The 17,592-nt window shown below is 64.4% G+C and carries 14 protein-coding genes; 13 read left to right on the forward strand and 1 reads right to left on the reverse strand.

All coding sequences use genetic code 11. From position 1 onward, the window contains the following. Positions 1 to 56 precede the first annotated feature (56 nt). The 6 genes from htpG (at position 57) to LU493_RS11225 (ending at position 7,226) form a co-directional block, all read left to right on the forward strand. Positions 57 to 1,961 (forward strand): molecular chaperone HtpG, encoded by a 1,905-nt coding sequence (gene htpG / locus LU493_RS11200; RefSeq protein ID WP_275287883.1) that lies wholly within the window; start codon positions 57 to 59, stop codon positions 1,959 to 1,961. 209 nt (positions 1,962 to 2,170) lie between these two features. Beyond that, positions 2,171 to 3,742: a Re/Si-specific NAD(P)(+) transhydrogenase subunit alpha gene (locus tag LU493_RS11205; RefSeq protein ID WP_275287884.1), complete on the forward strand. Its 1,572-nt coding sequence runs from the start codon at positions 2,171 to 2,173 to the stop codon at positions 3,740 to 3,742. A gap of 16 nt (positions 3,743 to 3,758) precedes the next feature. Continuing rightward, positions 3,759 to 5,192, forward strand: a complete 1,434-nt coding sequence (locus LU493_RS11210) for an NAD(P)(+) transhydrogenase (Re/Si-specific) subunit beta (RefSeq protein ID WP_275287885.1) — start codon at positions 3,759 to 3,761, stop codon at positions 5,190 to 5,192. A 112-nt stretch (positions 5,193 to 5,304) separates the two neighbouring features. Continuing rightward, positions 5,305 to 6,390 carry an NAD(P)H-dependent glycerol-3-phosphate dehydrogenase gene (locus LU493_RS11215; RefSeq protein ID WP_275287886.1) on the forward strand — a complete coding sequence of 362 codons (1,086 nt, stop codon included), beginning with the start codon at positions 5,305 to 5,307 and terminating at the stop codon, positions 6,388 to 6,390. Continuing rightward, positions 6,383 to 6,874, forward strand: coding sequence for a phosphohistidine phosphatase SixA (gene sixA, locus LU493_RS11220; protein ID WP_275287887.1), 492 nt, complete (start codon positions 6,383 to 6,385; stop codon positions 6,872 to 6,874). The genes LU493_RS11215 and sixA overlap by 8 nt, the downstream gene beginning before the upstream one ends. A 7-nt stretch (positions 6,875 to 6,881) precedes the next feature. Next, the gene (locus LU493_RS11225) at positions 6,882 to 7,226 is read left to right on the forward strand and encodes an antibiotic biosynthesis monooxygenase family protein (protein ID WP_275287888.1); all 345 of its coding nucleotides are present in this window, start codon (positions 6,882 to 6,884) and stop codon (positions 7,224 to 7,226) included. Here the strand turns inward: LU493_RS11225 and LU493_RS11230 are convergent. Continuing rightward, on the reverse strand, positions 7,183 to 8,139 hold the full coding sequence (locus tag LU493_RS11230) for an AEC family transporter (protein ID WP_275287889.1): 957 nt from the start codon (positions 8,137 to 8,139) through the stop codon (positions 7,183 to 7,185). The two genes, LU493_RS11225 and LU493_RS11230, sit on opposite strands and share 44 nt — an antisense overlap. A gap of 232 nt (positions 8,140 to 8,371) precedes the next feature. Here LU493_RS11230 and kdgD point away from each other — a divergent pair, with 232 nt between their 5' ends. The 7 genes from kdgD to LU493_RS11265 all read left to right on the forward strand — a co-directional run bounded on the left by kdgD (position 8,372) and on the right by LU493_RS11265 (position 17,112). Beyond that, complete coding sequence (kdgD, locus tag LU493_RS11235) at positions 8,372 to 9,289, forward strand: 5-dehydro-4-deoxyglucarate dehydratase (RefSeq protein WP_275287890.1); 918 nt, start codon at positions 8,372 to 8,374, stop codon at positions 9,287 to 9,289. A 47-nt stretch (positions 9,290 to 9,336) separates the two neighbouring features. Continuing rightward, positions 9,337 to 10,386, forward strand: a complete 1,050-nt coding sequence (locus LU493_RS11240; RefSeq protein WP_275287891.1) for an ABC transporter substrate-binding protein — start codon at positions 9,337 to 9,339, stop codon at positions 10,384 to 10,386. Positions 10,387 to 10,487: 101 nt separating this feature from the next. Beyond that, positions 10,488 to 10,931, forward strand: coding sequence for a tripartite tricarboxylate transporter TctB family protein (locus tag LU493_RS11245; RefSeq protein WP_275287892.1), 444 nt, complete (start codon positions 10,488 to 10,490; stop codon positions 10,929 to 10,931). A 13-nt stretch (positions 10,932 to 10,944) separates the two neighbouring features. Further along, positions 10,945 to 12,456, forward strand: a complete 1,512-nt coding sequence (locus LU493_RS11250; protein ID WP_275287893.1) for a tripartite tricarboxylate transporter permease — start codon at positions 10,945 to 10,947, stop codon at positions 12,454 to 12,456. 34 nt (positions 12,457 to 12,490) lie between these two features. After that, positions 12,491 to 14,059, forward strand: coding sequence for a galactarate dehydratase (gene garD / locus LU493_RS11255; protein ID WP_275287894.1), 1,569 nt, complete (start codon positions 12,491 to 12,493; stop codon positions 14,057 to 14,059). A 39-nt stretch (positions 14,060 to 14,098) separates the two neighbouring features. Further along, the gene (locus LU493_RS11260) at positions 14,099 to 15,424 is read left to right on the forward strand and encodes an enolase C-terminal domain-like protein (RefSeq protein ID WP_275287895.1); all 1,326 of its coding nucleotides are present in this window, start codon (positions 14,099 to 14,101) and stop codon (positions 15,422 to 15,424) included. A 110-nt stretch (positions 15,425 to 15,534) separates the two neighbouring features. Further along, on the forward strand, positions 15,535 to 17,112 hold the full coding sequence (locus LU493_RS11265; protein WP_275287896.1) for an aldehyde dehydrogenase (NADP(+)): 1,578 nt from the start codon (positions 15,535 to 15,537) through the stop codon (positions 17,110 to 17,112). The last annotated feature ends 480 nt before the right edge of the window (positions 17,113 to 17,592 follow it).

Genomic DNA, 17,592 nt, shown 5'->3' on the forward strand with positions numbered 1-17,592 from the left:
CTGGTGGCCGTTGCCACCGCCACCGCTGTCACGTCGAGAAAGGGGTCCGAGATAAGATGACCACTGCCACCCATGAGGAAACGCTTGGCTTCCAGACTGAAGTCAAGCAACTGTTGCACCTGATGATTCACTCCCTGTATTCCAACAGGGAGATATTCCTGCGTGAGCTGATCTCCAACGCCGCCGATGCCTGCGACAAGCTGCGCTACGAGGCGTTGGACAATGACGCCATCTATGAAGGCGACAGCGAGCTGCGCATCGAGATCGAGCATGACCGGGATGCCGGCACGGTCACGCTGCGTGACAACGGCATCGGCATGAGCCGCGACGAGGTGATCGAGAATCTCGGCACCATCGCGCGTAGCGGCACCTCCGAGTTTCTCAAGCAGCTGTCCGGTGAGCAGCAGAAGGATGCCAAGCTGATCGGCCAGTTCGGCGTCGGTTTCTATTCCGGCTTCATCGTCGCCGATGACATCACGGTACGAACCCGCAAGGCAGGCACCGACGCGAGCGATGGCGTCGAGTGGCGTTCCCGGGGCGAGGGTGAATTCAGCGTGGCGGATATCGAGCTCGAGCGCCACGGTACCGAGATCGTCCTGCACCTCAAGGAGGATGCTCGGGAATTCGCCGACGACTTCCGTCTCCAGAGCCTGGTGCGCAAGTATTCCGACCATATCGATGTGCCGGTGCGCATGCCCAAGGTCGAGAAGGCCCGTGATGAGGAAGGCAACGAGATCGAGGGCAGCGAGACCACGACCTGGGAGACCGTCAACGAGGCCACGGCACTCTGGGTCCGGCCCAAGGCGGAGATCGATGATGACGAGTACAAGGCCTTCTACAAGCATGTGGCCCATGATTTTTCCGATCCCCTGACCTGGAGCCACAACAAGGTCGAGGGCAAGCTCGAGTACACCAGCCTGCTATACGTACCGGGTCGCGCGCCTTTCGACCTGTACGAGCGCGATGGTGCCCGGGGCGTGAAGCTCTATGTGCAGCGCGTCTTCATCATGGACGATGCCGAGCAGTTCCTGCCGCTCTATCTGCGCTTCATCAAGGGGGTGCTGGATACGCGCGACCTGTCGCTCAACGTTTCCCGCGAGCTTCTGCAGCAGGATCCGCAGGTCGACAAGATCAAGTCGGCGCTGACCAAGCGTTCCCTGGACATGCTCAAGAAGCTGGCCAAGGATGACGAGGCCTACCAGACGTTCTGGAACACCTTCGGCAGCGTGCTCAAGGAAGGCCCGGCGGAGGATCATGCCAATCGCGAGAAGATCGCCGGCCTGCTGCGTTTCTCCACCACCCATACCGACAGCGCCACTCAGGACCAGTCACTGGCCGATTACGTTGGGCGCATGAAGGATGGGCAGGAGAAGATCTACTACATCGTCGCCGATGGTTTCAACGCGACGAAGAACAGCCCGCACCTGGAGATCTTCCGCAAGAAGGGCGTCGAGGTCCTGCTGCTCCACGACCGTATCGACGAGTGGCTGATGAGCCATCTCACCGAGTTCGAGGGCAAGTCCTTTGCCGACGTGGCAAAGGGGAATCTCGATCTCGGCGAGGTCGAGGACGAGGACGAGAAGAAGGCCCAGGAAGAGACCGCCAAGGCCAAGGAAGACCTGGTCAAGCGTGTCAAGGATGCCCTGGGCGAGGAGGTCCAGGAGGTCAAGGTGACCCATCGCCTGACCGACTCCCCGGCCTGCGTGGTGTTGCCCGAGCATGAGATGGGCTATCAGATGCGCCGCATCATGGAAGCTGCCGGCCAGCCGATGCCCGAGGTCAAGCCGATCCTCGAGCTCAATCCCGAGCATGCCCTGGTGACGCGTCTGGAAGGCGCCGATGACTCGGCCTTCGGTGACCTGGCGCGGATCCTGCTCGATCAGGCGATCATCGCCGAGGGAGGACATCTCGATGACCCGGCAGCTTACGTCAAGCGACTCAATGCGTTGCTGAGTGCTTGACGTCGACGTCAGGTCGAAAAAATCCACGGTAACATGCGACCCCGTCTCGACGGGGTCGCGTCGTGTCTGGGCGGCGGTTCGAGCGGTCGTTCGGGGACGTCGCCGACGATGGCATCGGCGTCATTCGCCTTGAGAAAGGTTTCCATCTCAGGTAAAGATAGCCGGTTCGAGTCGTGAATAACGATAAACCTGAAAAGGGGAGATCCAACGTGAAGATTGGTGCGCCCAAGGAGTGCGCAGAAGGGGAAGCGCGTGTCGCGTTGACCCCGGATAGCGCCCAGCATCTCCAGAAGCTTGGACACGAATGCTTGGTGGAAGCCGGTGCCGGCAAGGCAGCCGGATTCGACGATACGGCTTATCGCGAGGCCGGCGTCGAGGTGATCGAAGGCGCCGAGGCGCTGTGGGAGGCGGCGGATGTCGTCATCAAGGTGCGTGAGCCTTCCGAAGCGGAAGCCGGCCGCCTGACGCAAGACAAGACGCTGATTTCCTTCTTCTGGCCGGCCCAGAACGAGGATCTGCTGGAGCGCTGTCGTGCGACCGGTGCCAGCGTCATCGCCATGGACATGGTGCCGCGTATTTCCCGGGCCCAGAAGATGGATGCCCTGTCCTCCACTGCCAATATCGCCGGTTATCGAGCAGTGATCGAGGCGGGCAATCAGTTCGGGCGTTTCTTTACCGGCCAGGTGACTGCCGCGGGCAAGGTACCGCCGGCCAAGGTGCTGGTGGTCGGCGCCGGCGTGGCGGGGCTTGCGGCCATCGGTACCGCCACCAGCCTGGGGGCGGTGGTACGCGCCTTCGACGTGCGGCCCGAAGTGGCCGAGCAGATCGAGTCGATGGGCGCCGAGTTCCTGTTCCTCGACTTCGATGATGCCGAGGACGGCTCGGAAAGCGGTGGCTATGCCAAGCCTTCCAGCCCCGAGTTCCGCGAGAAGCAGCTGGCGCTGTTCCGCGAGCAGGCCCCGGACGTGGATATCGTCATCACCACGGCCCTGATCCCGGGCAAGCCGGCACCGAAGCTGTGGCTGGACGATATGGTCAAGGCCATGAAGCCGGGCTCCGTGATCGTCGACCTTGCTGCCGAGCGGGGCGGCAACTGCGATCTCACCGAGCCCGATCAGCGCATCGTGACGGACAACGGCGTGGTCATCGTCGGTTACACCGACTTCCCGTCGCGGATGGCGACGCAGGCCTCGCTGCTTTATGCCACCAACGTCCGCCACATGATCACCGACCTCACGCCGGAGAAGGATGGCCAGCTCCATCACGACATGGAGGATGATGTCATCCGTGGCTCCACGGTGGCTCATGCGGGCGAGATCACCTTCCCGCCGCCGCCGCCCAAGGTGCAGGCTATCGGGGCGGCCAAGCCGAAGCCCAAGGAGAAGGAGCCGACGCCGGAGGAGAAGAAGGCTGCCGAGCATGCTGCCTTCGTCACACAGACCAAGCGCCAGGTGGGCATGCTGGCCGTCGGCGGTGCGCTGATGCTGCTGCTCGGCCAGGTGGCGCCGGCCTCCTTCATGCAGCACTTCATCGTCTTCGTGCTGGCCTGCTTCGTCGGCTTCCAGGTCATCTGGGGGGTGAGCCATTCCCTGCATACCCCGTTGATGGCGGTGACCAACGCGATTTCCGGCATCATCGTGCTGGGGGCGATACTGCAGATCGGCTCGGGCAGCTTCCTGGTGGGGCTGCTGGCGGCGATCTCGGTACTGATCGCGACCATCAATATCGTGGGTGGCTTCCTGGTGACACGCCGGATGCTGGCCATGTTCCAGAAGTCCTGAACCGCGGGGAGACACTATGTTGAGTCAAGGATTCGTGTCCGCCGCGGCGATCGCGGCGAGTGTATTGTTCATCCTCTCTCTCGGGGGGCTGAGCAACCAGGAAAAGGCCAAGCGTGCGGTGTGGTACGGCATTGTCGGCATGGCCGTGGCCGTGGTGTTCACCGCCTTCGGGCCGGGGATCGGCGGTTACTGGTGGATGGTGCCGATGATGATCATCGGGGCTGTGGCCGGCGTCTATCTGGCGAAAAAGGTCGACATGACCGAGATGCCGCAACTGGTGGCGGCGTTGCACAGCTTCGTCGGCCTGGCGGCGGTATTCGTCGGCTTCAATGCCGACCTGGAGCGCCGTCGTGTACTGGCCGCCGAGGGCGGCAGCGAGGGCTTCTCGGCCTTCGCCGCCCTGGTTGCCGAAAAGACGCCGGCGGAGCTCACCTTCCTGCAGATCGAAGTGGTGCTGGGGGTGTTCATCGGTGCGGTGACCTTCACCGGTTCGGTGATCGCCTTCGGCAAGCTGGCCGGCAAGGTCGACGGCAAGCCCCGCCAGTTGCCGGGCGGCCATCTGCTCAATGCCGGTGCGGCGGTGCTGTCACTGCTGCTGGCCATTCTCTACCTGAATGGCGCCGGCTTCTGGACGCTGTTGCTGCTGGCGGTATTGGCCTTGTTCATCGGCTACCACCTGATCATGGGCATCGGCGGCGCCGACATGCCGGTGGTGGTGTCGATGCTCAACAGCTACTCCGGCTGGGCGGCGGCGGCCATCGGCTTTACGCTCTCCAATGACCTGCTGATCGTCACCGGTGCCCTGGTGGGTTCTTCGGGTGCCATCCTCTCCTACATCATGTGCAAGGCGATGAACCGCAACTTCATCAACGTGATTCTGGGAGGCTTCGGCGGTAGTCAGGGACCGGCTGCCGAGATCGAGGGCGAGCAGGTCGCCATCGACACGAGCGGTGTGGCAAGCGCCCTGAACGACGCCGACAGCGTGGTCATCGTGCCGGGCTACGGCATGGCGGTGGCCCAGGCGCAGAATGCGGTGAGCGAGCTGACTCGCAAGCTGCGCAGCGCCGGCAAGAACGTGCGCTTCGGGATCCACCCGGTCGCCGGCCGTCTACCCGGGCACATGAACGTGCTGCTGGCCGAGGCCAAGGTGCCCTATGACATCGTGCTGGAGATGGACGAGATCAACGACGACTTCGCCGAGACCGACGTGGTGATCGTCATCGGCTCCAACGATATCGTCAATCCGGCCGCCCAGGAGGATCCCAACAGCCCCATCGCCGGCATGCCGGTGCTGCGGGTCTGGGAATCCAAGCAGGTCTTCGTCTGCAAGCGTGGTCAGGGTACCGGTTACTCCGGTATCGAGAACCCGTTGTTCTTCAAGGAGAATACACGCATGCTCTATGGCGATGCCCGCTCGAGCATCGATACCCTGGTACCGATGATCGACTGATCGACTGATCGGCCCAGCGGACCGTTCCGCGGCCCGCTCGCCCTTCACGACGCCCCCTAACGGGGGCGTTTTTCGTTACAATCGCCGGACCACTTACAGTCCCGGGGCGACTATGTCCGACGATCGCAAGCATGATGATCGCAACAACAGGGTGACGGTGCTCGGCGGGGGGAGTTTCGGTACCGCCCTGGCCAGCATCGCCGCCGACAACGGCTTCGAGGTGCGTCAGTGGCTGCGCGATTCCGAACTCGCCGCGCAGATCAATCGTGAGCACCGCAATGGCCGGTATCTGCCCGATTACGACATCAATCCCGCGGTATCGGCACATACTCGGCTGAGCGAAGCGCTGGAAGGTGCCGGCCTGGTGTTGGTGGCGATTCCTTCCAAGGGGTTTCGCGATGTGGTGCGCCAGGCGCGCCCTTGGCTGGACCCGGAGAGCATCCTTGTCAGCACCACCAAGGGCATCCAGGAAGAGGGCTTCAAGCTGATGAGCCAGATCCTGGAAGAAGAAACCGGTGGTCGGCATATCGGGGTGCTGTCGGGGCCTAACCTGGCATCCGAGGTCGCCGAGCGTCAGCTGACCGCCACGGTGATCGCCAGCCATGATCCCTTGACCCGGACCCGGGTACAGACCGCGCTGGGATGCGACTATTTTCGTGTCTATGCCAGCAATGATCGCTATGGCGTGGAGCTCGGCGGCGCCCTGAAGAACATCTATGCCATTGCCGCCGGAATGGCGGCGGCTCTGGGCATGGGGGAGAACACCCGCAGCATGCTGATGACGCGGGCACTCGCCGAGATGAGTCGCTTCGCCGTGGCCCGAGGGGCCAATCCCATGACCTTCCTGGGACTGGCCGGCGTGGGCGATCTCATCGTTACCTGCTCGTCGAGTCTGTCGCGGAATTACCGTGTGGGCTTCGCCCTGGGTGAGGGGCGCAACCTCGACGAAGCCATCGAATCGCTCGGCCAGGTAGCCGAGGGCGTCAACACGGTACGGCTGGTGCGTGACATGGCCCGACAGGTAGGGGTCTACATGCCGCTCGCCGAGGGACTCTACCAGGTGCTGTTTCGGGAGGTGCCGGCCAGGGAGATGGCGCGTCTGCTGATGCAGGGAGAGCAGAGCAGCGACGTGGAATTCGTGTTATCACGCGAAAATGTGCAGCGCGATCACCGTGACTCGGGAGGCGAGAATGGCTGAAACCTTGTTGATCATGCGTCACGGCGAGGCGGGTGCGGGGAGCCCCGATGCCGAGCGTGAACTGACGGCCCGCGGCCACCGCGAGGCGGCTCGCATGGCTGGCTGGCTGGCCGGTCGCGATGATCTGGACCTGTCTCGACTGCGCCTGCTGGCGAGCCCGTATCGCCGTGCTCAGCAGACCGCCGCACACATCGCCGCTGCCCTGGGCGTGACCGTGGAGCCCCTGTCGCTGATCACGCCCGACGATCCTCCCGGCGCGGTGCTCGATTGGTTGCTGCAAGCCCCCCCCGAGGCGCCCGTCATGCTGGTCAGCCACATGCCGTTGGTCGGCGCTCTGGCCGGTCTACTGGTGGAGGGGCGCAGCGAGCACGGGCTTGGCTTGCCCACCGCCGCCATCGCCGAGCTGGAAGCCGAGGTGCCGGCGGCAGGTTGCGCACGATTGACGCGCTTCACCATGCCCGACGACCTGCCCGACCCGGAGTGAGCCGATCATGAGCTTCATCGTCAATAACCGTGTCCATGTCCAGCCCGGCTTCGAGGAAATGTTCGAGGCGCGCTTCCGTGCCCGTGCCGGCGAGATCGACAAGCAGCCCGGTTTCATCGCCATGCGCGTGCTTCGCCCACAGGGCAATCAGGCTCCCTATGTGGTCGAGACCGAGTGGGAAAGCCAGGAGGCCTTCCGTACCTGGGTGGGCAGCGATGACTTCAAGCGGGCCCATACCAACCCGATGCCGCCGGAGGCCACCGGTAAGGGAGGGGGCCTCGAGCAGTTCGAGGTGGTGGAAGGCACCACTAGATCAGTCCTGCCGCCCGCAGGACGAAGACGCCGGCAGTGATCGTGATGCTCGCCATCAGCGTGGTCAGGGCGATGATGTTGGCGGTGAGCGTCTCGTCGCCCCCCATGGCCTTGGCCATGACGAAGGCCGCCGCCGTGGGGCTGGCGAAGAACAGGAGCATCACGCCCAGCTCTCGTCCCTCGAAGCCGAGCCACCAGGCGGCCGCAGTGGCCATGAACGGGATGCCGATCATCTTCCAGGCGCTGGCCCCCAGTGCCGGCCCATACCCCTGCTTCAAGGCGCGGGTCGACAGGGTGGCACCGATGCATATCAAGGCCAGCGGGAGCGTCAGGGAGGCGAAATAGTCTCCTGTGGTGGCCAGCCAGTCCGGCAGCCGGACCTCGAGGAGCGCCAGGGGGGTGGCCACCAGAACGGCCAGAATCAAGGGGTTGGTCAGTATATGCTTGGCGATGCTTCGCCACGGGACCTGCCGTGAGCCGTTCTCGCGAGGCCGGTAGAAACTGAGCACGACGACCGAAAGGATGTTGTAGGTCAGGATCACGACCCCGAGCAGCAGCCCGCCGATGGACAGTCCGACCTCACCGTACATGCCATGGGCCAGGGCCATGCCGACGACGCCGCAGTTGCCACGAAAGCCCCCTTGGACATAGACGCCACGCTGGTGCCGGGGCAGGCGCCAGGCGGCCCATGCCCAGCACAGCAGGAAACTGGCCAGGGTCGCCAGGGCGAAGAAGATGAGTAACCAGGGATTGAAGGTGTTCTCCAGGTCCGCACCGATCAGGCTCAGGAAGATGAGGGTCGGCAGGGTGCCGCGGAAGACCAGCCGGGAGGCGGTGTTGACGAAGGCCCGGTCGATCCAGCCCAGGCGCTTGAGGCCGATGCCGATGAACACCATGGCAAAAACCGGCAGGGTGATGTTGAGCGTCGAGAGGAAGATATCGATCAGTGACATGCGGACATCCTGTGTCGGCCCCGACCCCGTCCTCGGGGATATCCCCACCTCTCGATTGACCGGGGCATACGATGCTGTCGAGGGGAGCTCAAGAGCTAAAACTTTAGTTCAATTTTACCATGTGGCCGCTTGCCAGTCATCGTACCGCCGTTTAGCTTGTAATTTGTATGATGTATGACATGAGGACGACGCCTTCCTCGTGTCACCCCAAGGCTGACAAGAGGACGAGCCGGTGACCTTTACACGCGAAGATGTCAAAAAAGCGATCAGCGATGGTCTGCTGTCTTTCCCGATTACCGATTTCGACGCCGAAGGGCGTTTCGACGCCGAGAGCTATCGCCAGCGCCTCGAGTGGTTCATCAGCCACGAGATCTCGGCGGTGTTCGTCGCTGGCGGCACGGGGGAGTTCTTCAACCTGTCCCAGGACGAGTTCCGCGAGATCGTGCGCCTGGCGGTCAAGGTCGTCGACGGCAAGCTGCCGGTGATCGCCAGCGCCGGTCTGAGCGTGGCCACCGGCAGCGCTTTCGCGAAGATCGCCGAGGAGGAGGGCGCCGACGGTATCCTGCTGATGCCGCCTTACCTGACCGAGTGCCCCCAGGATGGCCTGGTGGAGTATGCGCGTCGGATCTGCGACGCGACGTCCATCAGCGTGATCTATTACAACCGCGGTAATGGTGTGATGAAGCCAGCCTCGGTACAGCGCCTGGCCGATGCCTGCCCCAACCTGATCGGCCTCAAGGACGGCAAGGGCGACATGCAGGCCCTGAACCGCATCATCAAGACCGTCGGCGACCGCCTGGCCTACGTGGGCGGCGTGCCAACCGCCGAGATCATGGCCGAGGCTTACCTGGCCGTCGGCGTGAACACCTACTCGAGTGCCGTGTTCAACTTCGTGCCGGACATGGCGGTCACCTTTTACAAGGCGCTGCGGGCCGGCGACACCGACACCGTGCGTCGCATCTCGCGCGAGTTCTTCGTGCCCTTCGTCGACCTTCGCGACCACAAGGCCGGCTATGCGGTCAGCCTGATCAAGGCCGGCGCCGAGATCATTGGGCGTCCCGCCGGCAGCGTTCGCGCGCCGCTGGAGATGCCGAATGCCGATGAGCGGGCTCGACTGGAAAACCTGGTCGAGACCGCCAAGGGCTACTGAGCCCACCTTCACCCACTCTCAACAACGACAGCGAAGAGGTGAATTTCATGAGCATGCCCAGCATCTACAAGACCCTTGGAACCTCCGTGCTGATGGCCGGCATGGCCTTCGGCAGCGCCGCGGCCATGGCCGCCGATGGCCCGCTGCGCGGCAACGTCCGCGTGGTGATCGGTTCGACCTCCACCGGGGGCGATACCTATCAGAACTCCAGCATCGTCGCCGATGCCCTGGCCGAGCACCTCGATATCAACATGAAGGTGGATGCCGTCGGCGCGAGCTCGGCCTTCCGCTTCCTGGATCGCGATCCGCGTGGCAATACCCTGATGATCTTCCACGATCAGTCCTACCTTGGGTATCTGTACGGCGTCGAGGGCTACGAGGACATTTTCGAGAAGTACACCATCGGGCCGACCGTCGCCATCAATCCGGGCAACGCCTATCTAGTGCCCAAGGACTCGCCCTACCAGACGCTGAACGACGTGATCGAGGCGGTGGGCAACGGCGAGGAGGTGCGGGTCGCCATCCAGCCCGGCGGTGTCTCGGAGATCGGCTTCAGTGCCCTGAAGAATGCCATCGCCATCGAGCATCCGGGCATGGAAGACAACCTGGTGGCCGTCAATACCGGCTCCCAGGCCGACAAGAACCAGCAGCTCTTCGACGACCAGGCGGACCTGATCAACGGTACTGTCCAGGCCAACGAGCAGTACACTCGCCTGCCGGAAGATGACCAGAAAGCCATGCGCTTCCTGTGGCTCACGGCGCGCCAGGACACCATCGAGCAGGCACCGGAAGAAGGGCTTGGCCAGACGTCTCGTGAGCAGTTGCTCGAGTATGTCGAGCCCAACGTGAACGTCACCATGGGCGATGACAACTTCACCTTCGATAAGGAATTCTTCTTCCTCTACAACAAGGACATGGATCAGGCCATCGTCGACCAGATCGACCAGGCGCTGAGCGAGATCTATGCCGAGGGCGAGATCCAGGAGACCCAGAAGAACTCCTTCTTCATTCCCAACTTCAAGCCGTCCGACGAAGCCGTCGAATACCTGGAGACCAAGATGTCCGTCTACGAGGACATCATCGCCAACATCCAGTAAGGCAGGATCGCCGGCGGGGAAACCCGCCGGCGCTCGCGGCTGCTGTTTCACCCTCATAACGATCGAAGGGCCACCTTACGAGAGCCTTTACCGGAGCCGCCATGGAATCAGGACTGTCATCCCTGTTGAGTGTCTCGATCGACTTCGAGACCTCCCATCTGTTCTTTCCCTATATCGTTCACTGGCTGATGGGTGGACTGTTCGCCCTGATCCTGGTGCTTAACGTGGTGCCTTTCCTCGCCGCCGTCAGGCGGGGCGAAAGGACGCTGCCGATCCTGGGCGAGTCCATGGACAAGTTCCGTTTCTTCGGAACCCTGGTACTGATTGTCGCCTACTTCTACCTGATGTCGGTGGTCGGCAACCTCTTTCCCTACACGGGCTACGGCTTCCTGTTCGTGTCGATGGTCTTCGTTTTCCTGATGTCGCTGATGTACATGCACACCAGGACCAGGCGCAAGGTCATCACGGCCGCCATCAACGCACTCGTGGCGCCGAGCCTGGCGTGGTTCATCCTCGCCAAGCTGTTCCAGATCACCCTGCCGTAGCGGAGACATTTCCATGTTCGATATCCTGTCATTACTCGATATCACCTTCTTCCTGCTGGCGGCCCTGGGGGCCCTGGTCGGGATCATCTTCGGGGCCATCCCCGGGATGACCGCTACCATGGCCGTGGCGGTGTGTCTGCCGCTCACCTACGCGCTCGGTCTCAATCACGGCCTGGCGCTGTTGCTGGGCCTCTACGTGGGGGGCATTTCTGGCGGCATGGTGCCGGCGGTGCTGCTCAACATTCCCGGCACGCCGTCCTCGATCACCACCACCTTCGATGGCTATCCCATGGCGCAGAAGGGCGAGGGAGAGCGTGCCTTGAGGGTCAGCGTGGTGGCTTCCGTGGTGGGGGGCCTGATCAGTGCCGCCATCCTCTTCCTGTTCGCGCCGCTGCTGGCCGAGTTCTCGATCAAGTTCTCCTATGTGGAGAAGTTCCTGATCATCCTGCTGGCGCTGACCGTCATCGCCTCCATGTCGCGCAACATGCTGGTGGGCATCTTCAGCGGTGTGCTGGGGATCTGGCTGAGCCTGATCGGTACCTACAGCATCTCGGATGGCGGCAACGGCAAGACGCGCCTGATGTTCGATTTCCTCGAGCCCTACCTCTTCGAGGGCTTCTCCCTGCTGCCGGTACTGATCGGCATCTTCGGCATTGCCACCATCCTGCTCGAGGCCGAAGAAGGCGTGAAAAGCGGCCTGGCCGGCAAGAACATCACGTTCGGCAAGGGTGGCGGCTTCTCTTTCACCATCTTCAAGGGACGGTTGACCAACCTGGTGCGCTCTTCCTTCATTGGTACCTTCGTCGGCATGCTGCCGGGCGTCGGGGGGAGTGCTGCCTCGGTACTGGCCTACACGCAGGAGAAGAACCTGTCCCGCGATTCCAGCGAGATGGGCAAGGGGGCCCCTCAGGGGCTGATGGCCTCCGAGTCCGCCAACAATGCCCTGACCGGCGGGGCGCTGATCCCGCTGCTGTCGCTCGGCATCCCAGGGGACTCCACCACCGCGGTGCTGATCGGCGCCTTTACCCTTCAGGGCATCCAGGTCGGCCCGCTGTTCATCCCGGAGAATGCCGACACCTGGTACGTGATGATGACTGCCCTGGTGTTCGCCAACATCGTGATGTTCTTCCTGATGTTCTATGCCATCAAGCACATCGCCAAGGTAGTGCTGGTGCCCAAGTACATCCTCTATCCGATCATCGTGATGATGTGCGTGGTCGGTGCCTATGCCATCAACTACGGCATCATGTTCGACGTCTGGACCCTGCTGATCTTCGGCGTGCTGGGGTACCTGATTCAGAAGGTCGGACTCGAAGTGGCGCCGCTGATCATCGGTTTCATCCTCGGTGGACAGGCGGAGGTCTACTTCGTCAAGAGCCTGGAGTCGGCTGGTAGCTATGCGATCTTCTTTACCAAGAGCCCCATTGCCGTGGTGCTCTGGCTGCTGATCGCCGCGTCCGTGGCCTTCTCGGTGATGATGGGCCTGAAGAGCCGCGCCAGGCGTCGTCTGGAGACCTCCTCATGAGTTTCCGTTATCCGCATAACCGCGAGGCCCGATCATGACGCATTCGACACCGGCCCCTCGGGCAATCCGCATCCATCCGCGTGACAACGTCGCCGTGGTCGTCGGCCAGAGCGGCCTGGCCGCCGGCGAGCGCCTCGACGATGGCATCGAGCTGCAGGCGAGCATTCCCCAGGGCCACAAGGTGGCGTTGGTGGCGCTGGCCGAGGGCGACCAGGTGATCCGCTACGGCGAGGTCATCGGCACGGCCGCTACCGCCATCCCACAGGGCGGCCACGTCAACGAGACCAACCTGCACATGCCCACGCCGCCGGACCTGGAGGATCTTCCGCTGGCGACGCGCCCGGTGCCACCGGCCGAGCCGCTGGAGGGCTATACCTTCGAGGGCTTCCGCAACGCCGACGGCAGCGTCGGCACCCAGAACGTGCTCGGCATCACCACCAGCGTGCAGTGCGTGGCGGGCACCGTCGATCACGTGGTCCAGCGCATCAAGCGCGAGCTGCTGCCGCGCTTCCCCAACGTCGACGACGTGGTGGGGCTCAACCACAGCTACGGCTGCGGCGTGGCGATCAACGCGCCGACCGCGGTGGTGCCCATTCGCACCCTCAGGAACTTGGCCCGGCATCCCAACTTCGGTGACGAGGTGATGGTCATCGGACTCGGCTGCGAGAAGCTGCAACCTTCGACCCTGGTCGAGGATCGCCCGGTAAGGATCTTCGAGAACACCGAGGCCGCCGACCCCGAGGCCAATGTGTTGAGCCTGCAGGACGAGTCCTTCGAGGGCTTCGGCGAGATGATCGAGGGCATCATGGCCATGGCCGAGCGCCACCTCGAGCGTCTCGATCGTCGACGCCGCGAGACCTGCCCGGTGGCCGACCTGGTGGTGGGCATGCAGTGCGGCGGCAGCGATGCCTTCTCCGGGCTGACTGCCAACCCGGCGGTAGGCTTCGCCACCGACCTGATCGTGCGCGCCGGCGGCAGTGTGATGTTCTCCGAGGTCACCGAGGTGCGCGATGCCATCCACCTGCTGACGCCGCGGGCGGTGGATCGCTCGGTCGGTCAGGCGCTGATCGACCAGATGGCCTGGTACGACGACTACCTCTCCCAGGGCCAGGCGGATCGTAGCGCCAATACCTCCCCCGGCAACAAGAAGGGCGGACTCTCCAACATCGTCGAGAAGGCGCTGGGCTCGGTGATCAAGTCCGGCAACTCGCCGATCGTCGACGTCATCGGCCCGGGCGAGCGGTTGCGCAAGCGTGGACTGAGCTTCGCCGCCACCCCGGCCAGCGACTTCATCTGCGGCACCCTCCAGGCCGCCGCGGGCATGAACCTGCAGGTCTTCACCACCGGCCGCGGCACGCCCTACAACCTGCCGATGACCCCGGTGATCAAGGTGTCGAGCAATTCCACCCTGGGACGGCGCTGGCACGACCTGATCGACCTCGACGCCGGGCGCGTCGCCACCGGCAACGCCACCATCGAGGAGATGGGCTGGGAACTCTTCCACCTGATCCTCGAGGTGGCCAGCGGCCGCCAGCGGGTCGCCGCCGACCGGCTCGGCCTCTACAACGACCTGGTGCTGTTCAACCCCGCGCCGGTGACCTGACCCTTCTTCGTTCTTTCGACCGTTACAAGAGGCAATGCCATGTTTCCCAAGATCACCAAGATGAACATCGTGCCGGTCGCCGGCGAAGACGGTTTCCTGCTCAACCTCAGCGGTGGCCATGCGCCCTGGTTCATCCGCTGCGTGCTGGTGCTGGAAGACGAGTCCGGCAACCGAGGGGTCGGCGAGATTCCCTCCAGCGAAGGCATCCTGAACGGCCTGGAGAAGTGCCGTGGTCTGGTGGAAGGGGCGCGAGTCAACGAGGTCAAGCAGGTGCTGAGCCGGGCCCGGGACCTGCTCGCCCAGGGTGGCCCCGAGGAACGCGGGCGGCAGACCTTCGACCTACGGGTGGCGGTCCACGTCATCACCGCCATCGAGTCGGCGCTGTTCGATCTCTTCGGCCAGGCGCTGGGCATGCCGGTGGCCGACCTGCTGGGCCAGTACGGTCGCCAGCGCGACGAGGTCGAGGCCCTGGGCTACCTGTTCCTGCTCGGCGACCCGGACAAGACCGACCTGCCGTATCCCCGCGTGACCGACCCGGTCGATGCCTGGGACGAGGTGCGCTACCGCGAGGCCATGACGCCGGACGGCGTCGCCAACCTGGCCAGGGCCGCCTATGACCGCTACGGCTTCAAGGACTTCAAGCTCAAGGGCGGTGTACTGCGCGGCGAGGAGGAGGCCGACTGCATCCGCGCGCTGCACGAGGCCTTCCCCGAGGCGCGTCTGACGCTGGACCCCAACGGTGCCTGGAAACTGGACGAGGCGGTGCGCGTGCTGGAGCCGATCAAACACCTGCTCAGCTACGCCGAGGACCCTTGCGGCCAGGAGGGCGGCTTCTCCGGCCGCGAGACCATGGCGGAATTCAAGAAGCGCACCGGGCTGCCCACCGCCACCAACATGATCGCCACCGACTACAAGCAACTGCAGCTGGCCGTACAGCTCAACTCGGTCGACATCCCGCTGGCCGACTGCCACTTCTGGACCATGCAGGGCGCCGTGGCGGTGGGCGAGCTGTGCAACGAGTGGAGCATGACCTGGGGCTCGCACAGCAACAACCACTTCGACATCTCGCTGGCGATGATGACCCATGTGGCAGCCGCCTGCCCGGGCGAGATCACCGCCATCGACACCCACTGGATCTGGCAGGACGGCCAGCGTATCACCAGGCAGCCGTTCCAGATTCGGGACGGCAAGCTGGCCGTGCCGAAGACCCCGGGCCTCGGCATCGAGCTGGACGACGACAAGCTCATGGAAGCGCACGAGAAGTACAAGCGTCTCGACGTCACCCAGCGCAACGACGCCATGGCGATGCAGTACTTGATAAAGGGCTGGGAATTCGACCCCAAGCGTCCCGCCCTGGTCCGTTGAGGCGGATTCGCTGAACGTCCGCAGATCCCATTGCTCGGCGAGGCGGTAGACGCCGCCTCGCCCGACCTGAACGGCGCCGTGATCCGGTGCCCCATGACAGGAGTAGCCGCATGACTCTGGAAGGCAAGCAACTGATCGGCCAGCAGGCCGTGACCAGTGACGGTACCGCGATTCATGCCGTCGACCCCGCCACCGGCGAGACCCTGTCCCCGGCCTATCCCGCCGGTGGCCAGGCCGAGGTCGAGCGTGCCTGCGAGCTCGCCTGGGCGGCCTTCGATGCCTACCGCGAGACCGGCCTCGAGGCTCGCGCCGCTTTTCTCGAGACCGTGGCCGACGAGATCGAGGCTATCGGCGATGAGCTCATCGTGCGTGCCATGGCCGAGTCCGGCCTGCCTCGTGCGCGTCTCGAGGGCGAGCGCGGCCGCACCTGCGGCCAGCTGCGCCTGTTCGCCAAGGTGGTACGTGCCGGCGAGTGGCTCGACGTGCGCCTCGATCCGGCCCTGCCGGACCGGGCGCCGATGCCGCGGGTCGACCTGCGCCAGCGCCATATCGCCCTGGGCCCGGTGGCGGTGTTCGGCGCTTCCAACTTCCCGCTGGCGTTCTCGGTGGCCGGCGGCGACACCGCCTCCGCGCTGGCGGCCGGCTGCCCGGTGGTGGTCAAGGCCCACGCCGCCCACCCGGGCACCAGCGAGCTGGTCGGCCGTGCCGTGCAGCGGGCGGTGGCCCAGTGCGAGCTGCCCGAGGGCGTGTTCTCGCTGCTTTACGGCTCCGGCCGTGAGCTCGGCCAGGCGCTGGTGCGCGATGCGCGCATCAAGGCGGTGGGCTTCACCGGTTCGCGCAGCGGGGGTACCGCCCTGGTGCAAGCGGCGCAGGCGCGTCCCGAGCCGATCCCGGTCTACGCCGAGATGAGCTCGATCAACCCGGTGTTCCTGCTGCCCGAGGCCCTCAAGGCTCGCGGCCAGGCACTGGGCGAGGCCTTCGTCGGCTCGCTGACCCTGGGCGCCGGCCAGTTCTGCACCAACCCGGGGCTGGTGATCGGCGTCAAGGGCAAGGGCCTGGACGCCTTCGTGACCGCCGCCGGCGAGGCGGTGAAGGCCGCCGCGGCCCAGACCATGCTGACTCCGGGCATCCATGACGCCTACGTGCAGGGTGTCGACGGTCTGATGGCCAACAGCCAGGCCCGCGAGGTCGCCCGCGGGCCGGCCGGCGAGGGCCCCAACGCCTGCCAGGCGGGGCTGTTCGTGGCCAGCGCGCAGGACTTCCTCACCGACGAAGCCCTGCAGGCCGAGGTCTTCGGCGCCACCTCGCTGGTGGTCGAGTGTGCCGACGAGACGGAGATGCAGCGCGTGGCCGAGCATCTGGAAGGCCAGCTCACCGCCACCCTGCAGATGGACGACGGCGACCTGGACGCCGCCCGTGCGCTGTTGCCGACGCTCGAGCGCCGCGCCGGCCGGGTGATGGCCAACGGCTGGCCGACCGGCGTCGAGGTGTGCCACGCCATGGTCCACGGCGGACCCTATCCGGCCACCTCGGACTCGCGCACGACCTCGGTGGGCAGCGCGGCGATCCATCGCTTCCTGCGCCCGGTGTGCTACCAGAACCTGCCTCAGGGCCTGCTGCCCGAGGCGCTGCGCGATGGCAATCCGGCCGGCGTCAGCCGACTGGTCGACGGCCAGCGCGAGGCCTGAGGCAAGACGTTCACGTTCAGATTGGCAAGCGGTAAGTGTTTGGCGGCCTTCGGGCCGCCTTTTTTCATGGCCTCTCGTCACTCCGGTCCGAGCGTTCCAACAGCCAGTCGCGGAAGGTCGTCAGGGGAGGGAAGGCAGCCTTCTCCGGCGGGTAGAGCCGGTAGTAGCGGCGTCGGCTGTCGAGCCTGGCGTCCAGGGGGACGACCAGGCCTGGTCAGGGGAGGTCTCTACGTTAGAGCGAGGGATCAAGCATGTTCACACTTTGGTCTAAATCTGTCTGATCAACCTTGTAAGTCGAGTGAAGGCTGGCTAGCTTGTCATTCATATGATGTATGATATTAAAGCCTTGCAGGCCGTGCGTCGAACCGAATGGGGCATCGATTTTCCACGCGATACAGCGGCCCGGCTAGGTAGCTCTTCTTCCTGGGCAACCAGCCGGTTGGAAAGGTCGATCAGGGTCACCGGCCGATCGAAAGAAGC

The sequence above is a fragment of the Halomonas elongata genome (assembly GCF_029081005.1).
In the GTDB taxonomy this organism is placed as follows: domain Bacteria; phylum Pseudomonadota; class Gammaproteobacteria; order Pseudomonadales; family Halomonadaceae; genus Halomonas; species Halomonas elongata_B.